Annotated in this window: 27 protein-coding genes; 23 read left to right on the forward strand and 4 right to left on the reverse strand. The window is 43.3% G+C overall.

The features are described from left to right. Positions 1-5: 5 nt before the first annotated feature. Complete coding sequence (locus K339_RS0120580; protein WP_028525289.1) at positions 6-3452, reverse strand: methylmalonyl-CoA mutase family protein; 3447 nt, start codon at positions 3450-3452, stop codon at positions 6-8. Between the two features lie 371 nt (positions 3453-3823). Between K339_RS0120580 and K339_RS0120585 the strand changes: the two genes are divergently transcribed. From K339_RS0120585 to K339_RS0120640, 11 genes are all read left to right on the forward strand, one after another. Then, positions 3824-5032 carry a PIN-like domain-containing protein gene (locus K339_RS0120585; protein ID WP_028525290.1) on the forward strand — a complete coding sequence of 403 codons (1209 nt, stop codon included), beginning with the start codon at positions 3824-3826 and terminating at the stop codon, positions 5030-5032. Positions 5033-5588: 556 nt separating this feature from the next. Next, on the forward strand, positions 5589-6458 hold the full coding sequence (locus tag K339_RS0120595) for an Rpn family recombination-promoting nuclease/putative transposase (protein WP_028525291.1): 870 nt from the start codon (positions 5589-5591) through the stop codon (positions 6456-6458). A 160-nt stretch (positions 6459-6618) separates the two neighbouring features. Further along, a complete protein-coding gene (locus tag K339_RS0120600; RefSeq protein WP_028525292.1) occupies positions 6619-8142 on the forward strand; it encodes a glycosyltransferase family 39 protein in 1524 nt (507 codons plus the stop codon). 240 nt (positions 8143-8382) lie between these two features. Continuing rightward, positions 8383-9003, forward strand: coding sequence for a hypothetical protein (locus tag K339_RS0120605; protein WP_028525293.1), 621 nt, complete (start codon positions 8383-8385; stop codon positions 9001-9003). Between the two features lie 14 nt (positions 9004-9017). Further along, complete coding sequence (locus tag K339_RS0120610; protein ID WP_028525294.1) at positions 9018-9932, forward strand: NAD(P)-dependent alcohol dehydrogenase; 915 nt, start codon at positions 9018-9020, stop codon at positions 9930-9932. A 106-nt stretch (positions 9933-10038) separates the two neighbouring features. Further along, positions 10039-10410, forward strand: coding sequence for an iron chaperone (locus K339_RS34335; protein ID WP_037301388.1), 372 nt, complete (start codon positions 10039-10041; stop codon positions 10408-10410). 12 nt (positions 10411-10422) lie between these two features. Next, on the forward strand, positions 10423-10887 hold the full coding sequence (locus K339_RS0120620) for a DUF1003 domain-containing protein (RefSeq protein ID WP_037301391.1): 465 nt from the start codon (positions 10423-10425) through the stop codon (positions 10885-10887). 449 nt (positions 10888-11336) lie between these two features. Then, on the forward strand, positions 11337-11777 hold the full coding sequence (gene arr, locus K339_RS38130; RefSeq protein WP_064751003.1) for an NAD(+)--rifampin ADP-ribosyltransferase: 441 nt from the start codon (positions 11337-11339) through the stop codon (positions 11775-11777). Then, positions 11737-12792: a DUF6242 domain-containing protein gene (locus K339_RS0120630; RefSeq protein ID WP_211243823.1), complete on the forward strand. Its 1056-nt coding sequence runs from the start codon at positions 11737-11739 to the stop codon at positions 12790-12792. The genes arr and K339_RS0120630 overlap by 41 nt, the downstream gene beginning before the upstream one ends. Then, the gene (locus K339_RS0120635; protein WP_051398144.1) at positions 12789-14363 is read left to right on the forward strand and encodes a hypothetical protein; all 1575 of its coding nucleotides are present in this window, start codon (positions 12789-12791) and stop codon (positions 14361-14363) included. Before K339_RS0120630 ends, K339_RS0120635 begins: the two co-directional genes overlap by 4 nt. Positions 14364-14457: 94 nt before the next feature. Continuing rightward, positions 14458-14778, forward strand: coding sequence for an ArsR/SmtB family transcription factor (locus tag K339_RS0120640; RefSeq protein WP_028525299.1), 321 nt, complete (start codon positions 14458-14460; stop codon positions 14776-14778). 12 nt (positions 14779-14790) lie between these two features. Here K339_RS0120640 and K339_RS0120645 read toward each other — a convergent pair whose 3' ends face one another. Then, a complete protein-coding gene (locus K339_RS0120645) occupies positions 14791-15540 on the reverse strand; it encodes a DeoR/GlpR family DNA-binding transcription regulator (RefSeq protein ID WP_028525300.1) in 750 nt (249 codons plus the stop codon). Between the two features lie 155 nt (positions 15541-15695). Continuing rightward, the gene (locus K339_RS0120650; protein ID WP_028525301.1) at positions 15696-16877 is read right to left on the reverse strand and encodes an MFS transporter; all 1182 of its coding nucleotides are present in this window, start codon (positions 16875-16877) and stop codon (positions 15696-15698) included. A gap of 56 nt (positions 16878-16933) precedes the next feature. On the opposite strand from K339_RS0120650, the gene K339_RS0120655 reads away from it, so the two are divergent. Continuing rightward, positions 16934-17353 carry a VOC family protein gene (locus K339_RS0120655; RefSeq protein WP_310586644.1) on the forward strand — a complete coding sequence of 140 codons (420 nt, stop codon included), beginning with the start codon at positions 16934-16936 and terminating at the stop codon, positions 17351-17353. A 67-nt stretch (positions 17354-17420) separates the two neighbouring features. Further along, complete coding sequence (locus K339_RS0120660; protein ID WP_028525303.1) at positions 17421-17630, forward strand: putative signal transducing protein; 210 nt, start codon at positions 17421-17423, stop codon at positions 17628-17630. Between the two features lie 18 nt (positions 17631-17648). On the opposite strand, the gene K339_RS0120665 is transcribed toward K339_RS0120660, so the two are convergent. Continuing rightward, on the reverse strand, positions 17649-17990 hold the full coding sequence (locus tag K339_RS0120665) for a winged helix-turn-helix transcriptional regulator (RefSeq protein ID WP_028525304.1): 342 nt from the start codon (positions 17988-17990) through the stop codon (positions 17649-17651). Positions 17991-18076: 86 nt separating this feature from the next. Between K339_RS0120665 and K339_RS0120670 the strand changes: the two genes are divergently transcribed. The 10 genes from K339_RS0120670 to K339_RS0120715 all read left to right on the forward strand — a co-directional run bounded on the left by K339_RS0120670 (position 18077) and on the right by K339_RS0120715 (position 25379). Then, a complete protein-coding gene (locus tag K339_RS0120670) occupies positions 18077-18460 on the forward strand; it encodes a DoxX family protein (protein ID WP_028525305.1) in 384 nt (127 codons plus the stop codon). A 21-nt stretch (positions 18461-18481) separates the two neighbouring features. Continuing rightward, on the forward strand, positions 18482-19309 hold the full coding sequence (locus K339_RS0120675) for a pirin family protein (protein WP_028525306.1): 828 nt from the start codon (positions 18482-18484) through the stop codon (positions 19307-19309). Then, positions 19299-19814: a DUF4269 domain-containing protein gene (locus K339_RS0120680; protein ID WP_028525307.1), complete on the forward strand. Its 516-nt coding sequence runs from the start codon at positions 19299-19301 to the stop codon at positions 19812-19814. The genes K339_RS0120675 and K339_RS0120680 overlap by 11 nt, the downstream gene beginning before the upstream one ends. A 379-nt stretch (positions 19815-20193) precedes the next feature. Next, positions 20194-21789: an ABC-F family ATP-binding cassette domain-containing protein gene (locus K339_RS0120685; RefSeq protein ID WP_028525308.1), complete on the forward strand. Its 1596-nt coding sequence runs from the start codon at positions 20194-20196 to the stop codon at positions 21787-21789. Beyond that, positions 21786-22361, forward strand: coding sequence for a Crp/Fnr family transcriptional regulator (locus K339_RS0120690; protein WP_028525309.1), 576 nt, complete (start codon positions 21786-21788; stop codon positions 22359-22361). Before K339_RS0120685 ends, K339_RS0120690 begins: the two co-directional genes overlap by 4 nt. 100 nt (positions 22362-22461) lie before the next feature. Next, positions 22462-23196 (forward strand): SDR family oxidoreductase, encoded by a 735-nt coding sequence (locus tag K339_RS0120695; protein WP_028525310.1) that lies wholly within the window; start codon positions 22462-22464, stop codon positions 23194-23196. 63 nt (positions 23197-23259) lie between these two features. Beyond that, a complete protein-coding gene (locus tag K339_RS0120700; RefSeq protein WP_028525311.1) occupies positions 23260-23820 on the forward strand; it encodes a DUF1572 family protein in 561 nt (186 codons plus the stop codon). 29 nt (positions 23821-23849) lie between these two features. After that, entirely contained in the window at positions 23850-24227 is a 378-nt protein-coding gene (locus K339_RS0120705; protein WP_028525312.1) for a nuclear transport factor 2 family protein, read from the forward strand. 83 nt (positions 24228-24310) lie between these two features. Beyond that, positions 24311-24859: a C40 family peptidase gene (locus tag K339_RS0120710; protein ID WP_037301399.1), complete on the forward strand. Its 549-nt coding sequence runs from the start codon at positions 24311-24313 to the stop codon at positions 24857-24859. Between the two features lie 208 nt (positions 24860-25067). Then, positions 25068-25379 (forward strand): hypothetical protein, encoded by a 312-nt coding sequence (locus K339_RS0120715; RefSeq protein ID WP_028525314.1) that lies wholly within the window; start codon positions 25068-25070, stop codon positions 25377-25379. Positions 25380-25382: the final 3 nt, after the last annotated feature.

Consider the following 25382-nt stretch of genomic DNA (forward strand, 5'->3'; position numbering starts at 1 on the left):
CAACATCACATATTTCGGCGGTACTGGCCTCCTACTTGGTACAAGGCCGCCGAAATTTGGCCGAGGGTACATACTTTCACCGTATCCATCAGGCATTCAAACAAATTACCGCCTTGCAGTGCTACTTGTTGTAGTTTCGCCAATGCAGCCTTGGCTTGGGCTTCGTTGCGCTGCTGAAAAGCTTTTCTCGACGCAACGGCGTATTGTTTTTCGTCGTCGGTCGAGCGGATAACTTCGGCGGGGAGCGTCGTGGGAGAACCTTTTTCATCCAAAAACGTATTAACCCCGATAATAGGCAACGCCCCCGTATGTTTTTGCATTTCGTAGTACATCGACTCCTCTTGGATTTTGCTGCGTTGGTACATGCGTTCCATCGCGCCCAAAACACCACCACGCTCATTGATACTCAAAAACTCCTGATATACAGCCTCTTCCACCAAATCGGTCAATTCTTCTACGATAAACGCTCCTTGCAGTGGGTTTTCGTTTTTGGTCAATCCAAACTCGCGGTTGATGATGAGCTGTATCGCCATCGCCCGACGCACGCTTTCTTCGGTAGGCGTAGTGATAGCCTCGTCGTAGGCATTGGTGTGCAACGAGTTGCAATTGTCATAAATCGCCAACAAAGCCTGCAAAGTCGTTCGGATGTCGTTGAAAGCAATCTCTTGCGCGTGCAAACTTCGCCCCGACGTCTGAATATGGTACTTGAGTTTTTGACTACGGTCGTTGCCTTTGTACTTGTTTTTCATGGCTTTGGCCCAAATCCGACGCGCTACTCGCCCCAAAACGGTGTATTCGGGGTCCATACCGTTGGAGAAGAAAAATGACAAATTCGGGGCAAAATCGTCGATGTGCATTCCACGGCTGAGGTAGTACTCCACAAACGTAAAACCGTTGGACAACGTAAACGCCAACTGCGAAATAGGGTTGGCTCCCGCCTCGGCAATGTGGTAGCCCGAAATCGAAACCGAATAGAAATTTCGTACCTGATTTTCAATAAAATACTGCTGAATGTCCCCCATGAGCTTGAGAGCAAACTCTGTGCTAAAAATACAGGTATTTTGGGCTTGGTCTTCTTTCAGAATATCGGCTTGTACCGTTCCGCGTACTTGGCGTAAGGTATCGGCTTTGATTTTTTGATAGACTTCCGCAGGCAACACTTGGTCGCCCGTGGTGCCGAGGAGTGCCAAACCGAGGCCGTTGTTGCCTTCGGGAACCTCACCCCTGTATCCCCTCTCCTCTGAGAGAGGGGAGCTGGTACCTACAGGAGAGATACCTTTCCCATCGGAAGAAGTAGCTACCTCCCTCCCTACAGGGGAGGGAACGAGGGTGGGGTTTTGCAAATACTTCTCACACTGCTGATCAATGGCTGCGTTGAGAAAAAACGCCAGTATGATGGGGGCGGGGCCGTTGATGGTCATCGAGACCGACGTGTTGGGCTCGCACAGGTCAAAACCGCTGTATAGTTTTTTGGCATCGTCGAGGGTGCAGACACTCACGCCCGAGTTTCCTACTTTCCCGTAAATATCGGGGCGCAAATCGGGGTCTTCGCCGTAGAGTGTCACCGAGTCGAAGGCCGTGGAAAGGCGCTTGGCGGGCATCCCTTTCGATACGTAGTGAAAACGGCGATTGGTACGTTCGGGGCCGCCTTCGCCCGCAAACATCCGCGTGGGGTCTTCGCCCTCGCGTTTGAGCGGAAACACACCCGACGTATAGGGATATTCTCCTGGTACGTTTTCGGTCAACAACCACCGTAAAATATCGCCCCAATCGTGGTATTTTGGGAGGGCTATTTTCGGAATTTTCAGGTGCGACAACGTTTCGTGCCACAGGTCCTGTTCAATGATGCGGTCGCGCACCTTGAATTGATACTTTTCGGCGCGGTATTTTCGCACCGTTTCGGGCCATTGTTCGAGCAAACGCTTGCAGTCGTAGTGCAACCGCCCCTCCAACTCGGCGTATATTGCTTTGAGTTCACTAACATTGGCAACGTTTTCGAACTTCGATAACGTTTTAAGCGTACCGTCCAACTGATACAACTGCCGCGCAATGGCGCATTGTTCGTTGACAAACTCCTCATACGCTCGCGCATTCTCCACGATTTCGGCCAAATACCGCACGCGGTCGGAAGGAATGATTCCTAATGTCGAATGTCGAGTGAAGAGTGTCGAATCTGTGGTTTTTCTACCACCCATTACCCACTGTTCTTTGCCACTCTCCCCTTGCCCTTCGCTATTTGCCCTTTGCCATTTCACCTCCAGCAGCTCCAGCACTTTGGCGTAGAGCGTGTTCATCCCTTCGTCGTTGAACTGACTGGCCATGGTGCCAAAGATGGGCAACTGTTCATCGGGGGCATCCCAGAGGTTATGGTTGCGGCGGTATTGTTTACGCACGTCGCGCAGGGCATCGAGCGAACCGCGTTTGTCGAATTTATTGATGGCAATGAGGTCAGCGAAGTCGAGCATGTCAATTTTTTCCAACTGCGTAGCGGCGCCGTACTCCGCTGTCATCACGTACAGCGAGACGTCGGAGTGTTCAGTGATTTCGGTATCGGATTGGCCAATGCCCGACGTTTCGACGATAATCAAATCAAAATGAGCCGCTTTGCAAATATCAATAGCATCTTGTACGTGCCTACTCAGCGACAAATTGGACTGCCGCGTGGCCAACGAACGCATATAAACCCGACCCTTGGCGATGTCGGGGTGCAGGGAGTTCATCCGAATGCGGTCGCCCAACAATGCCCCGCCCGATTTACGTTTGGAAGGGTCAACGGAGATGACGGCCAAGGTTTTATCTTCAAAATCGAGCAAAAAGCGCCGTATGAGTTCATCAACCAACGACGATTTTCCCGCTCCACCCGTTCCTGTGACACCGAGCACCAGAGCCAGCCCCCTTGCCCGCGCGGCGTACCGTCCCAATGGGGGAACAAAATTGCCGCTTTCAGCCTGGGAGATTAATCGGGCAATCGCTTGATAATTAGCCCCCTGGCCTTCAATGGGGGAACTGTAATTTCCCCCATTGGAGGCCAGGGGGCGTAACAAATCATCAATCATCCCTTGCAATCCCATGGCGCGGCCGTCGTCGGGAGAGTAGAGGCGGGTGATGCCGTAGGCGTGGAGTTCGGCGATTTCGCTGGGCAAAATCGTGCCGCCTCCCCCGCCAAAAATCTTGATATGGCCTGCGCCGCGTTCTTGCAGGAGGTCGTACATGTACTTAAAAAACTCGACGTGCCCCCCTTGGTAGCTGGTGATGGCGATGCCGTGCGCGTCTTCTTGGATGGCACACTCCACAATCTCCAGCACGGAGCGGTTGTGTCCTAAATGAATCACCTCAGCACCCGATGCTTGCATGAGCCGACGCATGATGTTGATGGCGGCATCGTGGCCGTCGAACAGGCTGGCTGCCGTGACGATACGAATGGGGGAATGGGGAGTACGCGTACTGTCCATACAGGTTTAACGTTGTGTTGACAAAATATGCTGCGAAGGTAGAAGAATTGGCGTAAGAAACACAGTGTATGGCCTGTACCCAAAGCTAATGACCTCAAAACTACCTTGCGCTACACCCACGTGAGTAATCGGACTCTTGAAAACATCAAGAGACCTTTTGATTCCTTAAATCTCGGCGAAAACCCGAAAAAAGAATAGTTTGGAGTTTTAGAAGATATTTTTTAGGTTTGTCTTGAACGACACTTAACTTAACAATACGAAAACTACTACACTAATAGTACCACAAAATTTTAGATAAATCCAAATAAATACAACAACTACTGCAAAATTTTCGTATATTTGGGAGTTAAGCACAATTATAAGAACGACATATGAAAGAACTATTTCCGGGCTATTACAGAAAAACTGAGGCAGATATTAAACGAATATGGGAGAACGGTATTATTATGTTTGACACTAACGTTTTGTTAAATCTATACAGATATTCAGAGTCAACACAAAAAATCATTCTTGAACTAATTAAGAAATTTTCTAGTCAAATTTATTTGCCACACCAAGCGGCACTTGAGTATAATAGAAATCGTTATGAAGTTATTGCTGAACAAGAAAAAGCTTATAATGAATTTTTAGACAAAATAATTCAAATTCAAAAAGATTTACAATCGACAAGTAAACCCCCATTTTTAACAAATAAAGTAGATAAGGAATTAAATAGCGTTTTTGAAAAAGTCACATCGGAGGTTAAAGAAAGTATCGATAAATATTGCGATTACTTAAAAAATGACCCTATATACAATTCAATTTCGGAATTGTTTGAAAACAGAATTACCAATCAATTCACACCTGAAGAATTAAGCCAGATTTTTAAAGAAGGAGAAGAAAGGTTTAAAAATAAAATCCCTCCAGGATTTGAAGACGAAAAAACTAAGGAGGGTAATAGAAAATACGGGGATTTAATTCTTTGGAAGCAGATAATTATAAAAGCAAAAGAACTCAAAAAGGATGTAATCTTGATTACTGATGAAAGGAAAATTGACTGGTGGTGGAAAATTAAAGACGGTAGAAATATGGGACCAAGACAAGAGTTGGTTGAAGAAATCAAAAGGGAGGCAAATGTAGATTTCCATATGTATTCGTCAGAAAGATTTTTAACATACGGACAGTCTTTACTGAAAGAAAAAATTAATCAACAGGCTTTTGAGGAAATACAAGCAATGAAGAAGGCTGAAATGGAAGAGATTAGGAGAATTCAGATTTTAGAAAAAAAGAGATTTGAAAGGGAGATTAAAGCTAATGAAGAGCTTCACTTTCTGTTCAAAAAATTAGACGCTATAAACCAAAAAATCAATAACTTAAGAGTTCACCGAGATAGTTTATTTAAAGATTCATTAGAGTCAAATGAAGTACAAGAGTATATCCATAATACAGGTATTTTACATTCTGAATTGGAAGAAGAAAAAGTCGAAATAATGGAACGAATTGATTCAATTAAAAATCTAATAAATGATACAAAAAGCGAAAATAATGAGAAACTTAAATATCTAAAGTACTATAATGAATTTAAAAACAGGAAAGGATGATAATAACTGTGCTTAATAACTAAGCATTCGTGGTGGCCGTAGGCCAAGCCATGAAAAAAATGCGGGACGCCCAATCTTGAAGAAACTCGGGCGGGCGGCTAGCCTAGTGGTGAGTGCTCACCAAACCTTCTTCTTTTGTTATGGAGTTATCGTCGAGCGAACAACTATACTGAGAGCTGTTTTTTAACCTGCTTTTTTATTTTTATGAATATTCATGATCGTTTTCATGGGTTTTGCTAGGCTTGTCTATAAATTTCGCCACCCAGAAATTTCCTATTTTAGCCTTAACAAGAATCAACGCCTCTACCCGCGCGATGCACGAAGGCATTCTTTTTAAGCTCATTACACTTCTTTTCAGGTTGAACGCATTAAAAAAGTAGCCTCAGCGAGACTAGATCTTAGTAGAAAAAGGCAAACAAACACTTCCCAAAGCCCCCGCGTTGTAGGTTGTCTTCCGTAGGGAGAGCAAAATAAATAGGGTGTTTGTAACACGGTGAGTGCCAAAGTAGCTGCTCATTTGTACTTTTAAATTACTGCTTTTATGTAACTTTGCTTCATGGAGGCATTATACACAGACGACCAAATATTTATTCCGATAATCTCGGATTATGGTTTCAAAGCTACTTTTGGCAATGAAGCAAATACACTTTTCTTGCGTAGGGCTTTGCAAGCACTTATCAAGTCAGAAGTAACTATAAAAGAAGTCAAATTTGACAAAAATACCTTTGAAGGTATTACCCAAGACGGAAGAAGCGGTATTTTTGACTTGGCGTGTACTGATGAAAACGACAACCAATTTATCGTAGAAATGCAGTACGGCGATGCACCATATTTTGTGCAACGCATGAAGTTTTACGCTTTGCATAAATTTAACGCAATGGTGAAGCGTGGCAAATTTGACTACGGAACACTGACAAAAATTTATTGTGTAGCAATCTTAGCTAACAATATTCTACCTTACGATGACTTTCATACCCTCGCCAACCTGCGAAACGAAAAAGCCGAACTTTTTGACGACCAAATGACATTTGTTACAGTAGAATTAGATAAATTTACGTTACAAGAAGCTGACTGTCAAACTGATTTACAAAAATTGATTTATACGATGAAAACGATACATACAGTTACCCAACCGACACAGTTTCCCAAATTTTGGGACGAAGAATGGCTCAAAGTTGCCATTGATGAGTTGGACAGTCGTAAAATGACACCTGACGAGAAGGCTTCATTAGAGATTTTAATTGCTCGTAATGCTGAGTCGGTGAAAGCAGAGGGTAGAAAAATCAAAGAAGCAGAGCAACGAGTAAAAACTGATATGGTTAGAAAAGCACTTTCCAAAGGATTTGACATTGAAACAACCGCTGACTTGGCAGACGTTTCAGTGGACTTTGTTAAATCTGTTCAACAACAACTTTCTGCAAATTGACGCTTGGTTTGGCTTCTCGCTCATAGACACTTGGCGAACGTAAGTAATTGAACAGTTGGAATGCTACTCAACTGAGTGCAAAGGCTAAACTTTTGTATTCCAAATTCCAGTCTTTCATAAATATGTTGCCGTTAACGACAATTTTAATAGACACTGCTCAATGACAAAAAAGACGGCAATTTTAATAGGTTTTATTGGACTTAAATTCGTGCTGCAATTTTTATTGTTAAGCAGTGAGTATGAATTGCAACGAGATGAATATTTGCATCTTGACCAAGCAAATCATTTAGCTTGGGGTTATCTTTCTGTTCCTCCCTTTACTTCTTGGACATCTTATATTATTCAATTACTCGGCAATTCAATTTTTTGGATTAAGTTCTTCCCTGCCTTGTATGGTGCACTGACAATTTATATAGTTTGGAAAGCCATAGAAGAATTAAATGGAAATCTATTTGCATTGGTATTAGGTGCAACTTGTGTTTTATTTTCTATACTATTGCGACTAAATACGTTGTATCAGCCTAATTCATTTGATGTATTAAGCTGGACGGCTTTATACTTTATACTGCTAAAATACACCAAAACTGATGATTTAAAATGGCTCTATCTAGGAGCGACAGCATTTGCCATTGGGTTTTTAAATAAATACAACATTGTTTTTCTCTTAATTGGGCTTTTACCTTCTTTATTACTTACAGAACATAGGAAAATATTCTTAAAATCTACGCTGTATTTTGCCATTTTAGTTGGTTTGATTTTAATTTTACCTAATCTTATTTGGCAATACAACAACAATTTTCCAGTCTTTCACCACTTAAAACAATTAGCAGAAACTCAATTGATAAATGTAAATAGACTTGACTTTTTGAAAAATCAGCTACTCTTCTTTGTCGGTTCACTAATCGTCATTTTTTCATCATTTTTTTCGTTACTTTTTTACAAACCTTTCCAAAAATATAGGCTTTTCTTTTTCTCTATCCTCTTTACGTTAACAGCCTTTCTTTACTTTAAGGCAAAGGATTATTATGCGATTGGTATTTATCCAATTTACATTGCTTTTGGCTCTGTTTATCTTGCAGATGTTTTAAAAGATGGGTGGAAAAAATATTTACAACCAGTTGCCATTGCAGTTCCTCTACTATTATTTATTCCAATTTATAATGTTGCATTTCCAAATAAAAGCCCAGAATACATCGTTCAGTATTCAGAAAACTACAAAAAATTAGGTTTACTTCGTTGGGAAGATGGCAAAGACCATTTACTACCACAAGATTTTGCAGATATGCTTGGGTGGAAAGAACTAGCCTTGAAAGTTGATAGTGCTTATTTAATGCTACCAAACAGGAATAATACACTTATTCTATGCGATAATTATGGACAGGCAGGGGCTATAAATTTTTATACAAGACAAAAATTAAGAGCAGTTTCATTCAATGCTGACTACATAGATTGGTTTGATTTAACCAAAAAATATGAAAACTTAATTAGAGTAAAAGAAGCAGAAGAAGTAAATGTAGAATTACAAGAAACATCTCAATTTTTTCAAAATTCAACTCTTTCAGGCTCAATAACTAATCAATATGCAAGAGAATTTGGGACAGGAATATTTATTTTCACAGGTGCAAAAATTGACATAAGACAACGAATTAAAGATGAAATTGACGAAAAGAAAAACTACCGCTAATAACTAAGCATTCGTGGTGGCCGTAGGCCAAGTCATAAAACCCCGAAAGCTTTCGCAATTGAACAAAACTCGGACGAACGGCCAGCCTGGCAGTGAGTGCTCATCTAACCTTTGAGCAGGTTAAGGGGAGGATTGTAGAGAAAAGCAAAAGCTAGGATTCCTTTCTTAACTTAAGTGAACGAGGTCAGACATGTCCCCAATCTACCTTTGCAGCATCGTTTAACATTAATGAAAACAGATATGCAAAAGAAGATTTTATGGATTGGACTTACCTTCCTGCTGGCAGGTAGTTTGCCGATGAATGCACAAGATGCCAAAAAAGACAGCACTTATAAAAAATGGTGGATTGGCAGCACTTTGTGGCTATTGGGTAATTTTGATAAAACAAATAACCCTGAGTATGTTCAATTGAATGTTGGGTATAGAATAACCCCCAAAGATATTATTTCCTTTAGATTTAAACGCTCCATTTATTCCTGGCCAATAGGCATCCCTTTTAGTTCATCATCATTTGATGCCCCAGGAGAGAACTATCCTGGACATGCGCGCATACTGGCACCTACCATAGGCTATCAGCGGTTTTGGTGGAAGGGAGCTTATGTATCTGTTCAAGCATTAAATGCTTTTGAAAAATATATGGATAAGAATGGGAAAAAAATTGGAAATGGCTATACGTTATATGTGGATTCCTATTTGGGCTACCAGTTTAAGTTTTTTAAAAACCGCTTCTTTTTTGAACCAGCTATCGGAATTAGCTATTGGCCAATACGAACCAATGTTCCAGCATCTTTTAAGGCAGTAGAACAAAAATGGAATAACTACTTTATTCAACCTGGGTTTGATTTTGGTTTTAATTTTTAACGTTAAAAGTACCAATGAAAGCTATAATCTGCCCCCAATATGGCCCTGCTGAGGTTTTGCAACTTGAGGAAGTTGCAAAACCAATACCTAAAAGCAGTCAAATTCTTGTCAAAATAGTCGCTACTACGGTCAACTCTGGTGACGCTAGGGTAAGAAGCCTTCATGTAAAGGGATTTATGAAGGTCATCATGCGACTGGTGTTAGGTATTTCAAAACCTAGACAACCCATTTTAGGAACTACTTTTTCGGGCATTGTTGAAACGGTTGGAGACAACGTTTCCAAGTTTAAAGTTGGTGATAAAGTATTCGGGATGACAGGGTTTAAATTTGGGACTCATGCAGAATATATAGCCGTTAATCAACACAGCCATGTGCTTGAAATGCCTAAAAATGCTACCTACGAAGAAGCCGCAGCCATCATTTTTGGTGGACATACAGCCATTTATTTTCTAGAAAAAGCAAAAATTGCCGAAAAGCCAAGCAAAAAAATATTGATTATCGGTGCAACAGGCTCAGTAGGAATAGCAGCCATCCAGATAGCAAAACATCACCATGCTGATATAACGGCAGTTTGCAGTTCCAACGGGCAAAAACTTGTTGGCGAACTAGGCGTTAGCAGTATCATTTTATACGACAAAGAAGACTTTACTAAACGAGCCGAAAAGTTTGACATAATTTTTGATGCAGTGGGGAAATTCAATCGAAAAAAATGTGCCGCACTCTTGAACGAAAACGGAGTTTATGAGAGTGTAAATAAATATGCTTCAGAAACGATACAACAATTGGAGCTATTAAAAGAGCTATTTGAAAAAGGAGCATTTAAGGCGACAATTGACAAGACTTTTAAAATGGCTGAAATAATAGAAGCACATAGGTATGTTGACGAAGGACGAAAAAAAGGAAACGTCGTCCTAAAAATAGGTGGATGAAGAGTTAGTCTGAAAGCAGGTTTTGGCCTGCTTTTTTGCTTTTGTAGTTGTTTTGATATAGCTTTCTCACTTCGATGCTACAACCCAGCCAACAATCATAAATAAGATGAACGAAATCGAAAAATACATTCAGCAGTTTCCTGACAATGTGCAGGAAATCTTGAGAAACATTAGAAAGCTGATAAAGGACAATGCCCCCGAAGCAGAAGAATCGTTTGCGTACGGAATGCCTGCTTACAAGACACACAAAAAACCATTGGTTTATTTTGCGGCATTTAAAAATCACATCGGATTTTATGCAACACCATCGGGGCACGACGAATTTCAGGCCGAACTTTCAAAGTATAAACAAGGAAAAGGTTCAGTGCAATTTCCGCTTGACCAACCAATGCCCTACCAACTAATGGAAAGGATTATAAAATTCAGAGTAAGCGAAAACAGCGCCCGAAACGCTTCAAAAATGCAATCCGACACTTAGCATGATTTGCGCATGAAACATCAAGATATTCAATCCGTTAAGGAAATCAAGAACAACTACCACCCTATTTATAACGTCAATGTAAGGCATAAAGAAAAACTTTCTACGCTTGACAAGGCCGCTTTGTGGATTACTGAGCACGTTGGAAGTATGGGGTTTTTCCTCATTATTTTTTGTTGGACTGCTCTTTGGCCTGGATGGAATACCCTCGCTCCCAGCACCTTACGATTTGACCCGTACCCAGCTTTTGTTTTGTGGTTGTTTATCTCCAACATGGTTCAGATTTTTCTTATGCCCCTCATTATGGTTGGGCAAAACTTGCAGTCGAAGCATTCTGAACTTAGGGCTGAACAAGATTTTTCCATCAATAAAAAAGCCGAAAGTGAAATTGAGACGATTCTGAAACATTTGGAAAATCAGAATGACCTTATTCTTCAGATATTAAACAGGCTGGAAGCTTTTGAAACCAAAAAATGAAGTAATGAAGAATTACTTGGTTTTGCTGTGCCACAGATTTAACGGGTTCATACCGATGCAAAATAAATAAAATAAAAATCTTTGAGTACAGTAGTGGCTAATACACAGCTTTTTAAGAAAAACTAACCCTTCCCAAAAATCATAAAATGGAATTTTCACCTTTCAACAACATTGTTAAACGCTGCCTTCAAGGAATGGAAATGGAGGCCAAGGGCAGCCCCGAAGAAGCCAACAAACTATTTCGACAAGGCTGGGAAGAAGCCGCCAATGAGTTTGAAAAGTTTCTTGCTGCCTATTACGTAGCTCGACATCAACCTACCGTTTCCGACCACTTACACTGGCTAACCATTGCGTTAGAACATGCCTTAAAGGCCGATAATGAAGCTACTAAAAGCGCACTCCCCACTTTGTATTCTCAAATTGCTGCGTACTATGACGACTTGGGAGATGTGGAAAACGCCAAAAAAAATCACGAGCTAAGTGCTTTATACGGAACAGCTCCTTCCGACAAAGGCCCTTTTTACCATGGTACAAAAGCTGATTTGCAACAGGGTGATTTGTTGGTCGCAGGTGGGGTTTCAAACTACCAATCCGAACTGGTAATGAATCATATTTATTTCACGGCGCTGGTCAGCGGTGCAGGTCTTGCGGCAGCATTGGCCAAAGGCGATGGCCCCGAAAGCGTCTATATCATTGAGCCTACGGGTAGTTTTGAGCATGACCCGAACCTCACTGATAAAAAATTTCCAGGCAATCTAACTCGTTCTTATCGCTCACAAGCACCTTTAAAAATTGTGGGAGAAGTAACCGAATGGGGCAAACAAACGCCGCAGGCGATTCAAACGTTTCGTGAAAAATTGGACAACAACAAAGGTGAAATCATTAATTAACGTGAAGCTTTTTCTTATCCTTTCAATTCATTATTTGACCCTTTTCTTTTGTATTGGTCAAAATTTAAAGAAACAGCCTGAAAAACAAGCTGTGACCAAATCAAACACCTTTCAAACGAAAAAAGAGGAAGCCTCTGGACTAATCTATTTTTCAATGGATAATGGACAGAATTGGAGAAACGTAAGTAATGGACTTCCTGCAAACGTTCAAATTGGCCTAGGTGGCATCACTTCATCTGACAAATTACTTGCAATTGCAACGAAAGAAAAAGGAGTTTTTGTGTATAACATAATAAACAATCTTTGGGTAAATCTGCCAACAGAAAAAAATATTATTGACGGAAATATAGGGGCAATAATGCATTACAAAAATGTTTTTTATGTAGGCACTCAATCAAAAGGAGTATTCATTTCAAGTGACAACGGAAACGTTTGGAAATCGCTAAATATTGGACTCAAAAACACAACAATTAGGCGTTTTGTAGTACTTCAAAACAACCTTTATGTATGCACCAATGATGGACTATATGTGTTTGACGAAAAAACGAATAATTGGTCATTGGAATTTGGGGAAAGTGGTTTACAAGTAAATAGCGTAACGAAGTTTAAAAACACAATTTATATCGCAACCAATAAAGGAATTTATTGTAGAAATACCGACAAAGCATGGAAGAATATGTTGCCAAATCACAGTGTTCATAACATAAGTTCAGACGCTGAACAGCTCTATGGGATGACCTACACGTCGTTATTAATGTCCTCAAAAGACGGGATAAATTGGCAAAGTACGCAACATGGACTTCCCAAAGGTTTATACACTTTCAATGTGCTTAGACACAATAAAATGCTGTTTGCGGGGCAGTGGGACGGAATTTATAAAAAAAATGATATTAGTCCAAAATGGGAATTGTCAAGCAATGGTTTGCCTCCCAATTTTGCGGCAACAAACTTGCAAGTATTTAACAATATTTTGGTGATTAGTACTTCAGAATCGTCTAACAATTCATCAAAATGAAGGCTATTTTAAAACCCTTTCTACCCTTTTTCTTAACCGTATTATTTTTTAATTGCGCAGCAGCCCAAACTCCCGTTACCCCCGAAAAAATCAACTTTGTTCGGCAAGGTGTTCGTCGATTTATTTTTGATGAAACGCAGCAACTGCCGTTGGCCGCCCTGTACCCCCGCGAAATCATCGGCTTATCGGCCATGTATCCCGTCCGCCATGCTTTACCGACGCCCGCGCAAGTGAGCGTACTATCTCAACAGTTATCCATTCAATCAACGTCCGAAACTCAAACGTCTATTTGGTTTGGCGGCTTCAATCCGTTTGCTACCTACATGATTGACCTCGCCCGCTGCCAAGGCCAAGGAGAGGTGGGTTTTGAGTTTACGGATGCGTCCCAAAGCGAGCAGTTTGTGGTTAAATTTGTTTTTAAGGACGAACAATTGCTGGACGTACGCCAAAAAACCGTAAAAAACGCACAAGTAGTGGCGGAGACATCCATTGCCACAAAAAACAGTAAAAACACCCAAATCAAAGGTAAAATCATTCTCCAAATGCTCGGAAGTGGCCTAACGCTTTTCCTGCAAAACGATGGCTTACCCCTCCCTATCGGGCAGTTTGATTTTGGTCAAATCCTAGATTTACGCCATAAAAAATACCTTCATTCGTTCCAATCTCGCTTGTATGTGGGACTTCAAAGAGGAGAAGTGCTTATTAATAAAGTGGAATCCGTGCTTAGTAGCGGGATGGGACTGGCCGACATCCGCGCCATTACCTACGAAGATGGCAGCCCACTCTTGGACAAGGGGCGGCTTTGGTACACCATGACGATACGAGGCCGAGCTTTGCCGCACCACGTTCAGGGCGTATTTAGCCTTGACCCAACCACTTTCGACCTCCGATTGGAAGGCGTTATTGTATTTGACCGAAACGACGGTTTGCTTCGCAATGAGGTGGCCTCTCACTTGTTTTACGACCGAAAAGAAAAGAGTTGGCGAGGACTGACGACGGGATTTAGTGCCTACGCCAAGCCTGAAGAGAAAAAACAATTGTTGGCCATCGAAAGCCAACGCGACCCTCGGTTTGGGTTTTCGGTAATGAAAGCCACGCCGTTTGGCCTCGTGGGCGACATCGAAGACCCGCACGTTGTTTTTGATTCCACGGCCCGTAAGTGGCGGATGCTCACCTGCGAAAACCAAAACGGATACAAGGCCATCATGCTTGAATCGGAAGCGTGGAACAAAGGCTATCGACGCATTGCAGGTCCTGTTCAGCACAATTCAACGGGAACGTCTATTCAGAAAATTGGGAACGAACGCTATTGTTTTTCGGGAAGTCAAGAACGGCAAGTATTTATTTACTCCTACCCCACACTCCAAAAAATAGGCACCCTAAAAATGGATTTACCTCCGTGGGACGCTACCTCGGGTACGAGGGTATGGCCCAACGTCGTTGAACTGCCCGAAGGATACCCTTTTCGGTACGTGGCGTTGATGATGGATCGTTTCAATTTCCCTGGACTCGAAGGCCCTAACTGGACCTACGGGGCACTGTATTTGTACCACGGGCACGAGAACGAATAAACTGTAAACCAAAAAAATTTACAAAAAGAGTTTGCGAAGCCAAAAAGTTGCCCACATATTTGCAACCAGTTAGTTTCACAAACAAATAACGATGATGAGAAGAGACGTGTTTCAGGCCATAGCCGACCCTACCAGACGGGCGATTATTGCGTTGATTGCATTACAGGCAATGACGCCCAATTCCATTGCCGAACATTTTGATACAACGCGTCAGGCAGTGTCGAAACACTTACGCATCCTGACCGAGTGCGAACTGGTGAAACAAGAACACAAAGGACGCGAGATTTACTATACGCTTGAGCTAGAACGAATGAAAGAAATCGACAAGTGGCTTGAGCAGTTTAGGGAGATCTGGGAAACGCGTTTCAGCCAGCTTGATACGTTATTACAAACCATACAAAACCAACAAACGTAAGCAGCCTGCTGATTACAAAATCTCAATATCAAATTTTCGGTAGTTATCCAGCACAGGGTCGTTGCTCGGTAGGTCAGTGATAAGCGTGTCGATGGTGGAAAGTTCGCATACCTTAAAAAAATCAACGGTTTCGAGCTTTTCTTTGTTGCTCAACACAATCGTCTTGCGGGCTGATGCCATCAGGATTTTCTTCACTTCTCCTTCGTCTTGGATAGAGGCGGTGATTCCGATTTGGCTGTCTATCGAACACGCTCCCATAAAATACACATCGGCTTGGTACTTTTGGGCTTCGAGGCAAGTTTGAACTCCCACGTTGGTTTGCGTACTTCGGTTATAATTTCCCCCCAACACAATCACCTCTAGTCCATGGTGTGCCGACAACAGCGGGAGTAACGCTATGTTGTTGGTTATCAACCGAAAGCTGGCATCAATAGGGATACTTGAAACAAACGCCAGCATGGTCGTACCTCCGTCTATAAACACGGTTTTGGCTCCCAAGAGCTGTTGTTGGGCTTTGAGCGCAATTACTTTCTTAGCGTCGGGAAACATATCCGCGCGGTCTTGAAACGAAAGCGGACTCGCTGAGGGGCTAATGGCTCCGCCTCTTACTTTTACTAGCAATCCACTCTTTGCAAGTACTTCAATATCCCGACGGACGGTATCTTCTGAGACGTTCAAACTCAGCGCTAACGCTTCAAACGAAGCTTTATTGGTCGCTTTTATGACTTTTAAAATATGGTCAAAACGCTCCTCTTTTAACATTTTTTGAGTTTTTTATTGTAAAGTAGTGTCAAGGGTTGCTCGCAACCCGCTGCTATATCTAGGGGCGGGTTGTAAGCAACCCTTGGCACGAAAAATCAGGTTGTGAGCAACCCTCAGCACAGGAAAAATCGGGTTGTAAGCAACCCTCCACACAGCTACTTCCTGCCATACGCTATGCCTACTAACAGCAGCAAAAAGCCCGTAAAGCCGAATGCTATCGACAAGGAAGTTTGTTGGGCAATGAACCCTAGAATGGCTGGGCCTGCCAATTGACCAGCGTAACCCATGCTCGTAATGGCCGCAAGGGCGACCGAACTTGGTACATTTTTGAGTCGCCCACCTTCGCTAAAAAACACAGGGACGATATTTGCCGCGCCGATTCCTACCAAAACAAAGCCTACAAAAGCGCCAATAAGCCAAGGAGTTCCGACAATGAGCGCAAAACCTGCAACACCCACAAACGCCCCTCCCGATACCACCGTTTTGGTATCAAGTTTTGAAACTACTTTGTCGCCCACCAAACGCATGACCGCCATGGCAACCGAAAATGCCGCGTAGCCCACCCCCGACAATGCTTCCTCTACCCCTCGGTTGTCGCGAAGAAAAATGGCGCTCCAGTCGAGCATGGCTCCTTCGGCCAAAAACACCGCAAAACACATTGCTCCCAAGAAAAGCACTTGGGCATTGAGCCACGATGCACCTCCCGAACTTTCTTCGCTTTTTTCAGGCGCAAATCGACGGTTTACTTTCACTTCGGTAGCGGCATCCATCAAAAAACGAAACTGGGTAAGCACAATCAACATCATTAATCCTGATACAGAAATAGCCGCCATCAACGGCGTTATACCCAACTTTATCAATAAACCAATGGCCAACGGCCCTACCAGCCCCCCAACGCTAAAAAAGCCATGAATGGACGACATGATTGGTTTTTCCGACAAATTTTGAATCTGAACCCCGTGTGCATTCATGGCGACGTCGATGCTACCAAGACCTGCCCCAAACACGAAAAGCATGGCCGCCATGGCCACCGAAGAATCCATGAGCAACAGCAGCGGCAACGCCACCGACATCACGACGGCAGAAGCAATCATCGTTTTTAGAGAGCCTATTTTGGAAATCAGCCAACCCGAAATCGGCATGAGGATAATTGCCCCTGCGCCCAAAAACAACAGCAAAACACCCATCCTGCCGTCGTCGAGACCAAGTCGGTCTTTGGTATAAGGAACCATCGGCGCCCAGCTCGAAATCCCAATACCGCACACCAGAAAAATGGCTTTGAGGGAAAATCGTGCTTTTTTCAAATCTAATTCGATGGCGTCGTCGCGGAAATTCATGCTTGTACGAGATTTTTTGGTAGAAAATTTTAATTATTTTGCAATTATAAGCAAATTTGCAAAATATTGCAAAAAAAATAAACACTATGAAAATCGAACACATTGCCATTTGGGTACAAAACCTCGAACAAATGAGGGCTTTTTACGAAACTTATTTTGGTGCCATTTCTAGCGCCAAATACCACAATCCAACCAAAAATTTTCAATCGTATTTTTTGTCTTTCGAGCAAGGAGCACGCCTCGAATTAATGCACAAACCAGAAGTAAACAACATATCCCAAACAGTTGAAAATCAACGATTAGGAATTATCCATTTGGCGATTTCGGTCGGAAGTAAAGAGCAAGTGGACAGGTTAACTAAAAAGCTACAAGAAAATGAATTTCAGGTAGTTGGAGAACCAAGAATGACTGGAGATGGTTATTATGAAAGCGTGATTTTAGATCCAGAAAACAATCTTATTGAAATTACTGAATAGGGATAAAAAGTAGTTATTCGACATATACCTCTTTAGTACCTTTGTAAGGTTTATCTATCGAAAGGCAATGGAACTCATCGAAATCTACAGCGGGACTTGGATACAATGCCAAATGGCCAAAAAACTTTTAGAAAGCGTAAAAATCAAAGCCACTCTAAAAGACCCTAATATGGGCATAGACTCAAGTTCCACTTTTTGTCGCCCAAGAGGCAATATTAAACTGTTGGTACTCGATTCGGACTACGAATCGGCTACCAACATTGTCACTAAATTGTAAAAAGCCACCCTCGGCTTTTTAGCGAATCATCTTCCTCCGATGTTCGACGCCCCAATGCTGCATCGAACTCAGTACTTCATTTAGGCTTTCGCTATAAGGCGTAAGCGAATACTCCACCGTAATAGGTTTTGTGTTTTGGACAGTACGGTTCACCAACTCGTTCATTTCTAGTTCCTGCAACTCTTTCGACAATATTCTTGGCGAAATCCCCGCCTCCCGCGACAGTTCTCTAAACCTACGCGGCCCCGTCATTAGAATGGTCAACAAAATGAGTTTCCACTTCCCTCCCACGACATCCAACGTATCTCGAATGGCCAAAATCGACTTTTGACAGGCTTCTTTTGTGTGTATGGTATCCATTTTGTAATCGGTATTCTTTTTGTAACAGGTTACAAATGTATAGCATTTTAAAAGAACTTTGCCCCGAAATCAAAAATTTAAAAACCATGTCATCCAAATCAATTAAAATTACGGGCTGGGTCTTAACCGCTGTTTTAGGGCTATTATTTGCTTTTAGTGCTTTCTTAAAAATTACCCAAAACGAGGCCGCCATCGCCCAAGCGAGCGCCATTGGCATTGATGCCCATACGTACCGTCTCATCGGATTTGTGGAAATTACGTCGTTGATATTGTTTCTCGTTCCACGAACGGCCCTCATCGGCGCTTTCTTTCTCATCGCCTACATGGGTGGCGCCATCGCAACGCACCTCCAACACCAGCAACCTGTTGGAATGGCCATCGGCGTGCAGGTCGTTCTCTGGATTACAATTGCGGTGCGCTTCCCCGATTTGCTCCAACGCGTATTTTCGCCTAATTTAACAACGCATTAAGTATTTCAATCAACTACAGCTATGAACCAACGTACCATTAAATTTGCTTACACCCCCAAATTCCACCAAGGTTTTTTAGGAAAAGGGCACGCTGCTGCCGCACTCATTGACGGGCAGCATTTCCCCCAAACCGACCCCTTCTTCCTACTCATGGACGACCAGCTCAACTTACCTGGTGGGCCACCCGTTGGAGGCCCGCATCCACATGCAGGTTTTGAAACCGTTACTTTTGTTGTTGATGGAAATGATAAAGAGTGGCAAAAAGGAAGTCTCGAACTTATGACTGCGGGACGGGGTATTGTTCATACGGAAGAGATTACGGCGCAAACCACGCTGCGGATTTTGCAGTTGTGGTTGGTTTTGCCGCCCGAAAAACGTTGGATAGAACCTTCTTGGCAAAAATTAACGCTCGAAAATGTACCTACGCTCCAAAACGAGCAAGGTACGATTCGGGTATATAGTGGTAGTAGCCATGGCCTCACCTCGCCCTTGCGCAATCACACGCCTTTTACCCTGGTCGATTTTCAACTCAACGCCACCTCAGAAGTAACCCAACCGATTCCAGCACACTACAACGGATTTGTTTACGTTCTTGAGGGAAGTGTAACCGCTGGCGGTCGCCAGCTAGAAAAAGGCCAGGTCGGATGGCTGGATTCATTGAACGACACGGAGAGCGAACTCCATTTTCAAAGTACCGAACAGGGAGCTCGTTTTGTGCTATACGCAGGGCAGCCTCACCAAGCTCCCATCGTCAGCCACGGGCCGTTTATTGGCGATACACAGGAAGACATTGTACGACTGTACCGCGAATACCGTCAAGGTAAAATGCCTCATTTGAATGAAATTTGACACCATAGATTATTTAAAAACAGGAAATGCGCGACAACAACGTGCGTATGACGTACTGACCAACCACCGAATTTTGGCGCAACTTGAGCTATTTTCGCCCGTGTTGGTCGGTACGATTCCTATCAACATCGACATCGAAAGCAGCGACCTCGACGTCATTTGTCAGTGGTTCAACAAAAGCGAGTTCATTGCTACGCTCCACGCTACATTTGGACATCATCCTACTTTTACGTTATGGGAAAACCCAACGCACCAAGCCGTAGTCGCGCAGTTTGAAGTGGACGGTTTTGCGATTGAAATTTTTGGGCAAAATATTCCAACGTTTCAACAAAACGCCTACCGTCACATGCTGGTGGAGGATAAACTGCTCGCAAAATACGGGGAAGAATTTCGGCAGCAGATTGTTTCGTTGAAGCGACAAGGGTACAAGACCGAGCCTGCTTTTGCCGTGGCCTTGGGTCTGGAAGGCGACCCCTACCTTGCGCTCCTGGCGGTGGAGGTTTAGTAGCGTGTTAGAAAGTTTTACCCGCAGATTGACGCAGATTTAAAGCCGCAGATAAGCGCTGAACTCAGTTATTATTTATTGCTCCAGATGAGGGCACTTTTTAAATGCGTTTAAGCTGTTTTTCATAGGTAACCACATAGCTCACATAGATTTTCACATAGAAAACAAAGTAGTGTCAGAGAGGCAAAAATTTGAAAAGCCTCCCTAAGTTTCAAAAATCCCTTTACCTTTGTAGCATCATTAAGACGTCAGATACAACAGCCCCTCTGCGTCCAATTTACTACTTCCATGTGAGATTCACTTTCTTTCCGATTCAATAAATAGCCCCGTCGCAATGCGGCGGCACGTGCTTTTTTATTCACTCCTAAAGAAAGAAATCATGCTGATTCTCCAGAATATTTCCTATATACATCCCAACAAATCACGGTTGTTTGATGAACTTCATTTGGCCGTAAATACCCACGAAAAAATCGCATTAATTGGCAACAATGGCTCAGGGAAATCGACGTTGTTGAAAATCATTGCGGGCGAACTGCCCCCTTCTACTGGTCAACGAATGGTGAAAGCAACGCCTTACTATATACCACAAGTAGTGGGTCAATTCAACCACCTGACGGTTGCGGAGGCACTTGGAATAGCCAAAAAACTAACTGCTTTGCAAGAAATATTGGCAGGCAACGTCACGGAAGAAAACCTCCTTGTATTAGATGACGATTGGACGCTAGAGGAACGAATTCAAGAAGCTTTTGCGTATTGGCAGCTCACCGAAATTGACCTTACAGAATCGTTAGCGACTTTGAGTGGTGGGCAAAAAACAAAGGTATTTTTAGCAGGAATCGACATTCATAACCCTGACTTTGTCTTGCTCGATGAACCTAGTAATCACCTAGATACGGCGGCGCGTCAGTTGCTCTACGACTTTGTTGCGTCCACCCCAAAAACGCTCATTGTCGTCAGCCACGACCGCACCTTGCTCAATTTGATTGCTACTGTCTGTGAACTTGGGAAGCGAGGAATTACAGCCTATGGCGGCAATTATGATTTTTACGCCGAACAAAAAGAAATCCAGTCGAATGCCCTCCAACACGACATTCAAAGCCGAGAAAAAGCGCTTCGAAAAGCCAAAGAAAAGGAACGCGAAACGCTCGAACGCCAACAAAAATTGGACGCGCGCGGAAAACAGAAGCAAGAAAAAGCGGGAGTGGCGCGCATCATGATGAACACCCTGAGAAACAATGCCGAAAACAGCACCTCAAAGCTAAAAAGTGTTCATGGTGAAAAAATTGACGGGCTTGCCCAAGAATTGCGTGAACTCCGCTCGTCCCTTCCCGACATCGACAAGATGAAGTTTGGGTTTAACAACTCTTTTTTGCACAAAGGAAAAATCTTGTTTACGGCCGACCAACTCAATTTTGACTATCGTCACAAGGCGCTTTGGCTGGAAAATTTAAACTTCGAAATCACTAGCGGTGAGCGCATTGCGTTGAAGGGATTAAACGGCTCGGGCAAAACTACCTTGATTAAACTCCTGTTGGGTTCGCTCCAACCGTCGGCGGGAACCTTGCATCGAGCGGCGGGACAAGCGGTATATATCGACCAAGATTATTCGTTGATTGACCCGCGTTTAAGCGTTTTACAACAAGCCCAACAGGCCAACAGCGCAGCACTGCAAGAACACGAAATCAAGATACGCTTGCATCGGTTTTTGTTTGACAAAGAAACCTGGGATAAGCCTTGCAGTGCGTTGAGTGGCGGTGAGCGAATGCGTTTGATGCTCTGTTGCCTCACCATCGGAAGCCAAGCTCCTGACCTGATTGTGCTAGATGAGCCCACCAACAACCTTGATATTCAAAACATTGACATTTTAATTGCCGCCATCAATGAGTACCAAGGCACCCTGATTGTGGTGTCGCACGATGCGCACTTTTTAACCCAAATCAACGCCGAACGCACTATTTCTCTCACGAAACCATGACCGAGGTAAAGGATTTTCTTGACACATTGACCCCCATTTCGGACGAAACATGGGCAAAAATTAGCGTGCTTTTAAAACCACGTTTGCTCAAAAAAGGGGCATTTTTTATTGAGGAAGGGCAACTGGCTAAAGAAATTGGTTTTTTATACCAAGGGATTATTCGTGGTTTTTATCGGAACGCAGACGGATTTGAATACAACAAACACTTTTTCACAAACCCTTCGTTTGTAGGAGGTTACGCGTCGCTTATTACCAATACGCCCAACCAAATCAGTCAACAAGCACTTTCTGACTGTCAGCTGTGGGTGGCGAATTTTGAGAAATTTAGTCGACTTTATCTTTCGTGCCCCGACCTCGAACGAGCTGCTCGAATACTGGCCGAACGCTTTTTTGTACAAAAAGAGCAACGCGAAATTGAGCTCGTGGTGTTGGATGCCGACCAACGTTACCGTTTATTTCAACAACAGTTCCCGCAGCTCGAAAACCAAATTGCACAATACCACATCGCTTCCTATTTGGGCATTACGCCGACGCAATTAAGCCGTATTCGCCGAAAATTGGCCCAACGATAACTCATTTCTTTACCTATGTAAATGGATTTAGGCACCTGCTTTTTGACTTTTGTGCAACCGATTTATCGACTTGCAACATCAAACACTCAATGCAAATTCCATGAAAACATCTGGTAATACTGTGCTCATTACGGGAGGCTCGTCGGGCATTGGCCTGGCACTGGCACAACGTTTTTTAGAACTTAACAACCAAGTCATCATTACGGGACGAGACGCTCAAAAACTCGAAACTATTCGGCAAAAGTACCCTCAAATGGGCATTTTTGCGGGAGATTTAACCTTAACCGCCACCCAAGAAGCGCTAGTAGCGTGGTTGGAAGCCAACTATCCCACCCTGAATATTTTAATCAACAACGCCGCTGTTCAGTATAACTACTTGTTCACCGATGAAACCGACCAAAGTCAGCAAATCAGCTATGAAATAGCCACCAATCTCACCGCCCCCGTAATGCTAACTCACTTGCTTTTGCCCCTTTTACGCAAAAACCCCCAGTCGGCAGTGGTCAACGTAAGCAGTGGATTATTTCTTTCTCCCAAAAAATCAGCTTCGGTCTATTGTGCAACCAAAGCCGCCATCCATAGCTTTAGCTGCACCTTACGGTACCAACTCGAAGAACAAGGAATGCGCGTTTTCGAAATCGTTCCATCGCTGGTCGATACGCCGATGACCCAAGGACGCGGCAAAAATAAAATTACGAGCGAGGCACTCGTCGATGAGTTTCTGGATTGTTTTCAGCGTGACCGTTTTGAAATTTACATTGGAAAAGCGAAACTACTCAAATGGCTTCATCGCGTAGTCCCTTCGGTAGCAAGTCGGCTGTTGAAAAATAGTTAAGACCGAGCAGCCATGCTTTGGGGATATTAATTAATTTTGATTGGTATCACTCACTCTAAGCGCATGAATGATTTCATAGAAAGTGCCCGTAAACAATTTGAATATTATAAAATGCTCGGCGATAAAGCCATGCAGCAACTCAGTGATGAACAGCTTTTCTGGAGTTTTAACGAGGAAAGTAACAGCATTGCCACGATTGTCAAGCACCTTTGGGGGAATATGCTTTCGCGCTGGACGAATTTCCTAACAACCGATGGTGAAAAGGCCACCCGCAACCGTGATTTCGAATTTGTCAATGATGCCACAACGCGCCAAGAGGTACTTCAACGTTGGGAAGAAGGCTGGGCGTGCCTATTTCAAGCGCTTGATTCTTTGTCGGTAGAAGACCTCTCTCACATCGTTTATATTCGAAATCAAGGACATACCGTGACGGAAGCCATCAATCGTCAATTGGCGCATTATCCCTATCACGTTGGCCAAATGGTTTTTATTGGGAAAATGCTCGCTTCTCAGTGGACGTCGCTGTCGGTACCGCGCGGGCAGTCGGTCAACTACAACCAAGAAAAATTTACTCAACCCAAACATCGCGCTCATTTTACGGATGATTTTTTGAAAAAAGCGTAACATTGCACTCATTTTAACATAAACACGCCATGCAAGAGCGCGAGCAAATGATTCAAGCCTACGTCGAAGCCTACAACCGATTTGATGTAGAAGGGATGTTGGTACACCTTGATGAAAACATTCAATTTGAGAATATTTCAAACGGTGAAGTGACCCTTAGCCTTATTGGAAAAGAGGCGATTCGCCAACAAGCCGAACAATCAAAAGGGTATTTTTCGGAACGTTGTCAAACCATTACTTCCTTTAAACACGAAAATAATCTCTGTGAAATTGAGGTAGATTATGAGGCGGTACTCGACATCGACTTGCCTATGGGGCTCAAAAAAGGCGACCGTATTCAACTAGAAGGTCGTTCTGTTTTCCAGTTTGAAAACGATAAAATCATCGCCCTGACCGATATTAGCTGATGTTTGGTTTTGATTAAATCCCCCATCTCCACGCTATTTCACTTTTTCTTCCGTTATTTTTGTAAACCCTAACTCAGTACGGAATGACGCGTTTTGTAGGCATAATTTCAATCGCTTTTCTTGGTTTGTTGGTGAGCGCTTGTGCGGTATTCAAGTCATCGCCCCCCCCTGCTAGAACCACCACCAAAACACCCACTACCAAACGTCCCCTACTGACCAAACCCAAAGGTGCTTACCAAAATTACGTACGCGACATTGTACGCAGTGCTCGTGCTTATACGGGCACGCCCTACCGCAGTGGCGGCAACGACCGAGGCGGCATCGATTGCTCAGGACTGATTTGCTCGGTTTATACCGAAGTGGGTCTCAAAGTTCCGCGCATTTCATGGCAGCAAGCCGAATTTGGCACCGAAGTCGAGGAAGTACACGACATCCGTCCTGGTGATTGGATTTTTTACGTACCCGATGCGGGCAAAGCAGGCTATGTATCGCACGTAGGCATTGTCACCGAAGTTCGTGGCAAAAACGACATTCTATTCATCCACGCTTCGTCGTCCAAAGGTGTCCGCGAAGACAATCTATTTTCTAAGTACTTCAAAAACCGTTTTGTGAAGGCCATGCGGCCGTTTTAGTTTTTTCGCCCCCTACCAGTACTACTACTTCCTTCTTTTTGCGTACAACTACGCACTATCCCAACAACTACTCTATTTAAAAATCAAGTAGTTACACTCTATAATTCACAAACTTAGTTTCCCAACTTTGTTGTGTTATTTAGCATAACCGCGTAGTCCTCGGCGTGCACTTCGAGGGGTTTATTACAACGTTACCTTTTCTACAACAATGGCTGACTCTAAAGAATTTGAAGCTGCTTTGATGGCCAAACTCGCCCATGGGGCTTTTGACAAAACCTTTCTTAAAACTACCTCGGCGGCCATCATGGAGCTCCGTAAACAAGGTCTTGTGATTGATGATATTTTCATCAAAGGCAAGCCTCGTTTTGATCGTATTATCATTAACGGAAAGCCCGACCCTGAGTTTTTTGGCAAAATGAAAGACATCTTAGTACGGCCAAAATTCAGCCGTTTTGAGGTATTCCCGTACGGAATCCTTAATCCCGAAACGCTTAAGGTTCAGGTCACCTTTGGTTTATAATCA

The sequence above is a fragment of the Runella limosa DSM 17973 genome (assembly GCF_000482465.1).
Classification (GTDB): Bacteria; Bacteroidota; Bacteroidia; order Cytophagales; family Spirosomataceae; genus Runella; species Runella limosa.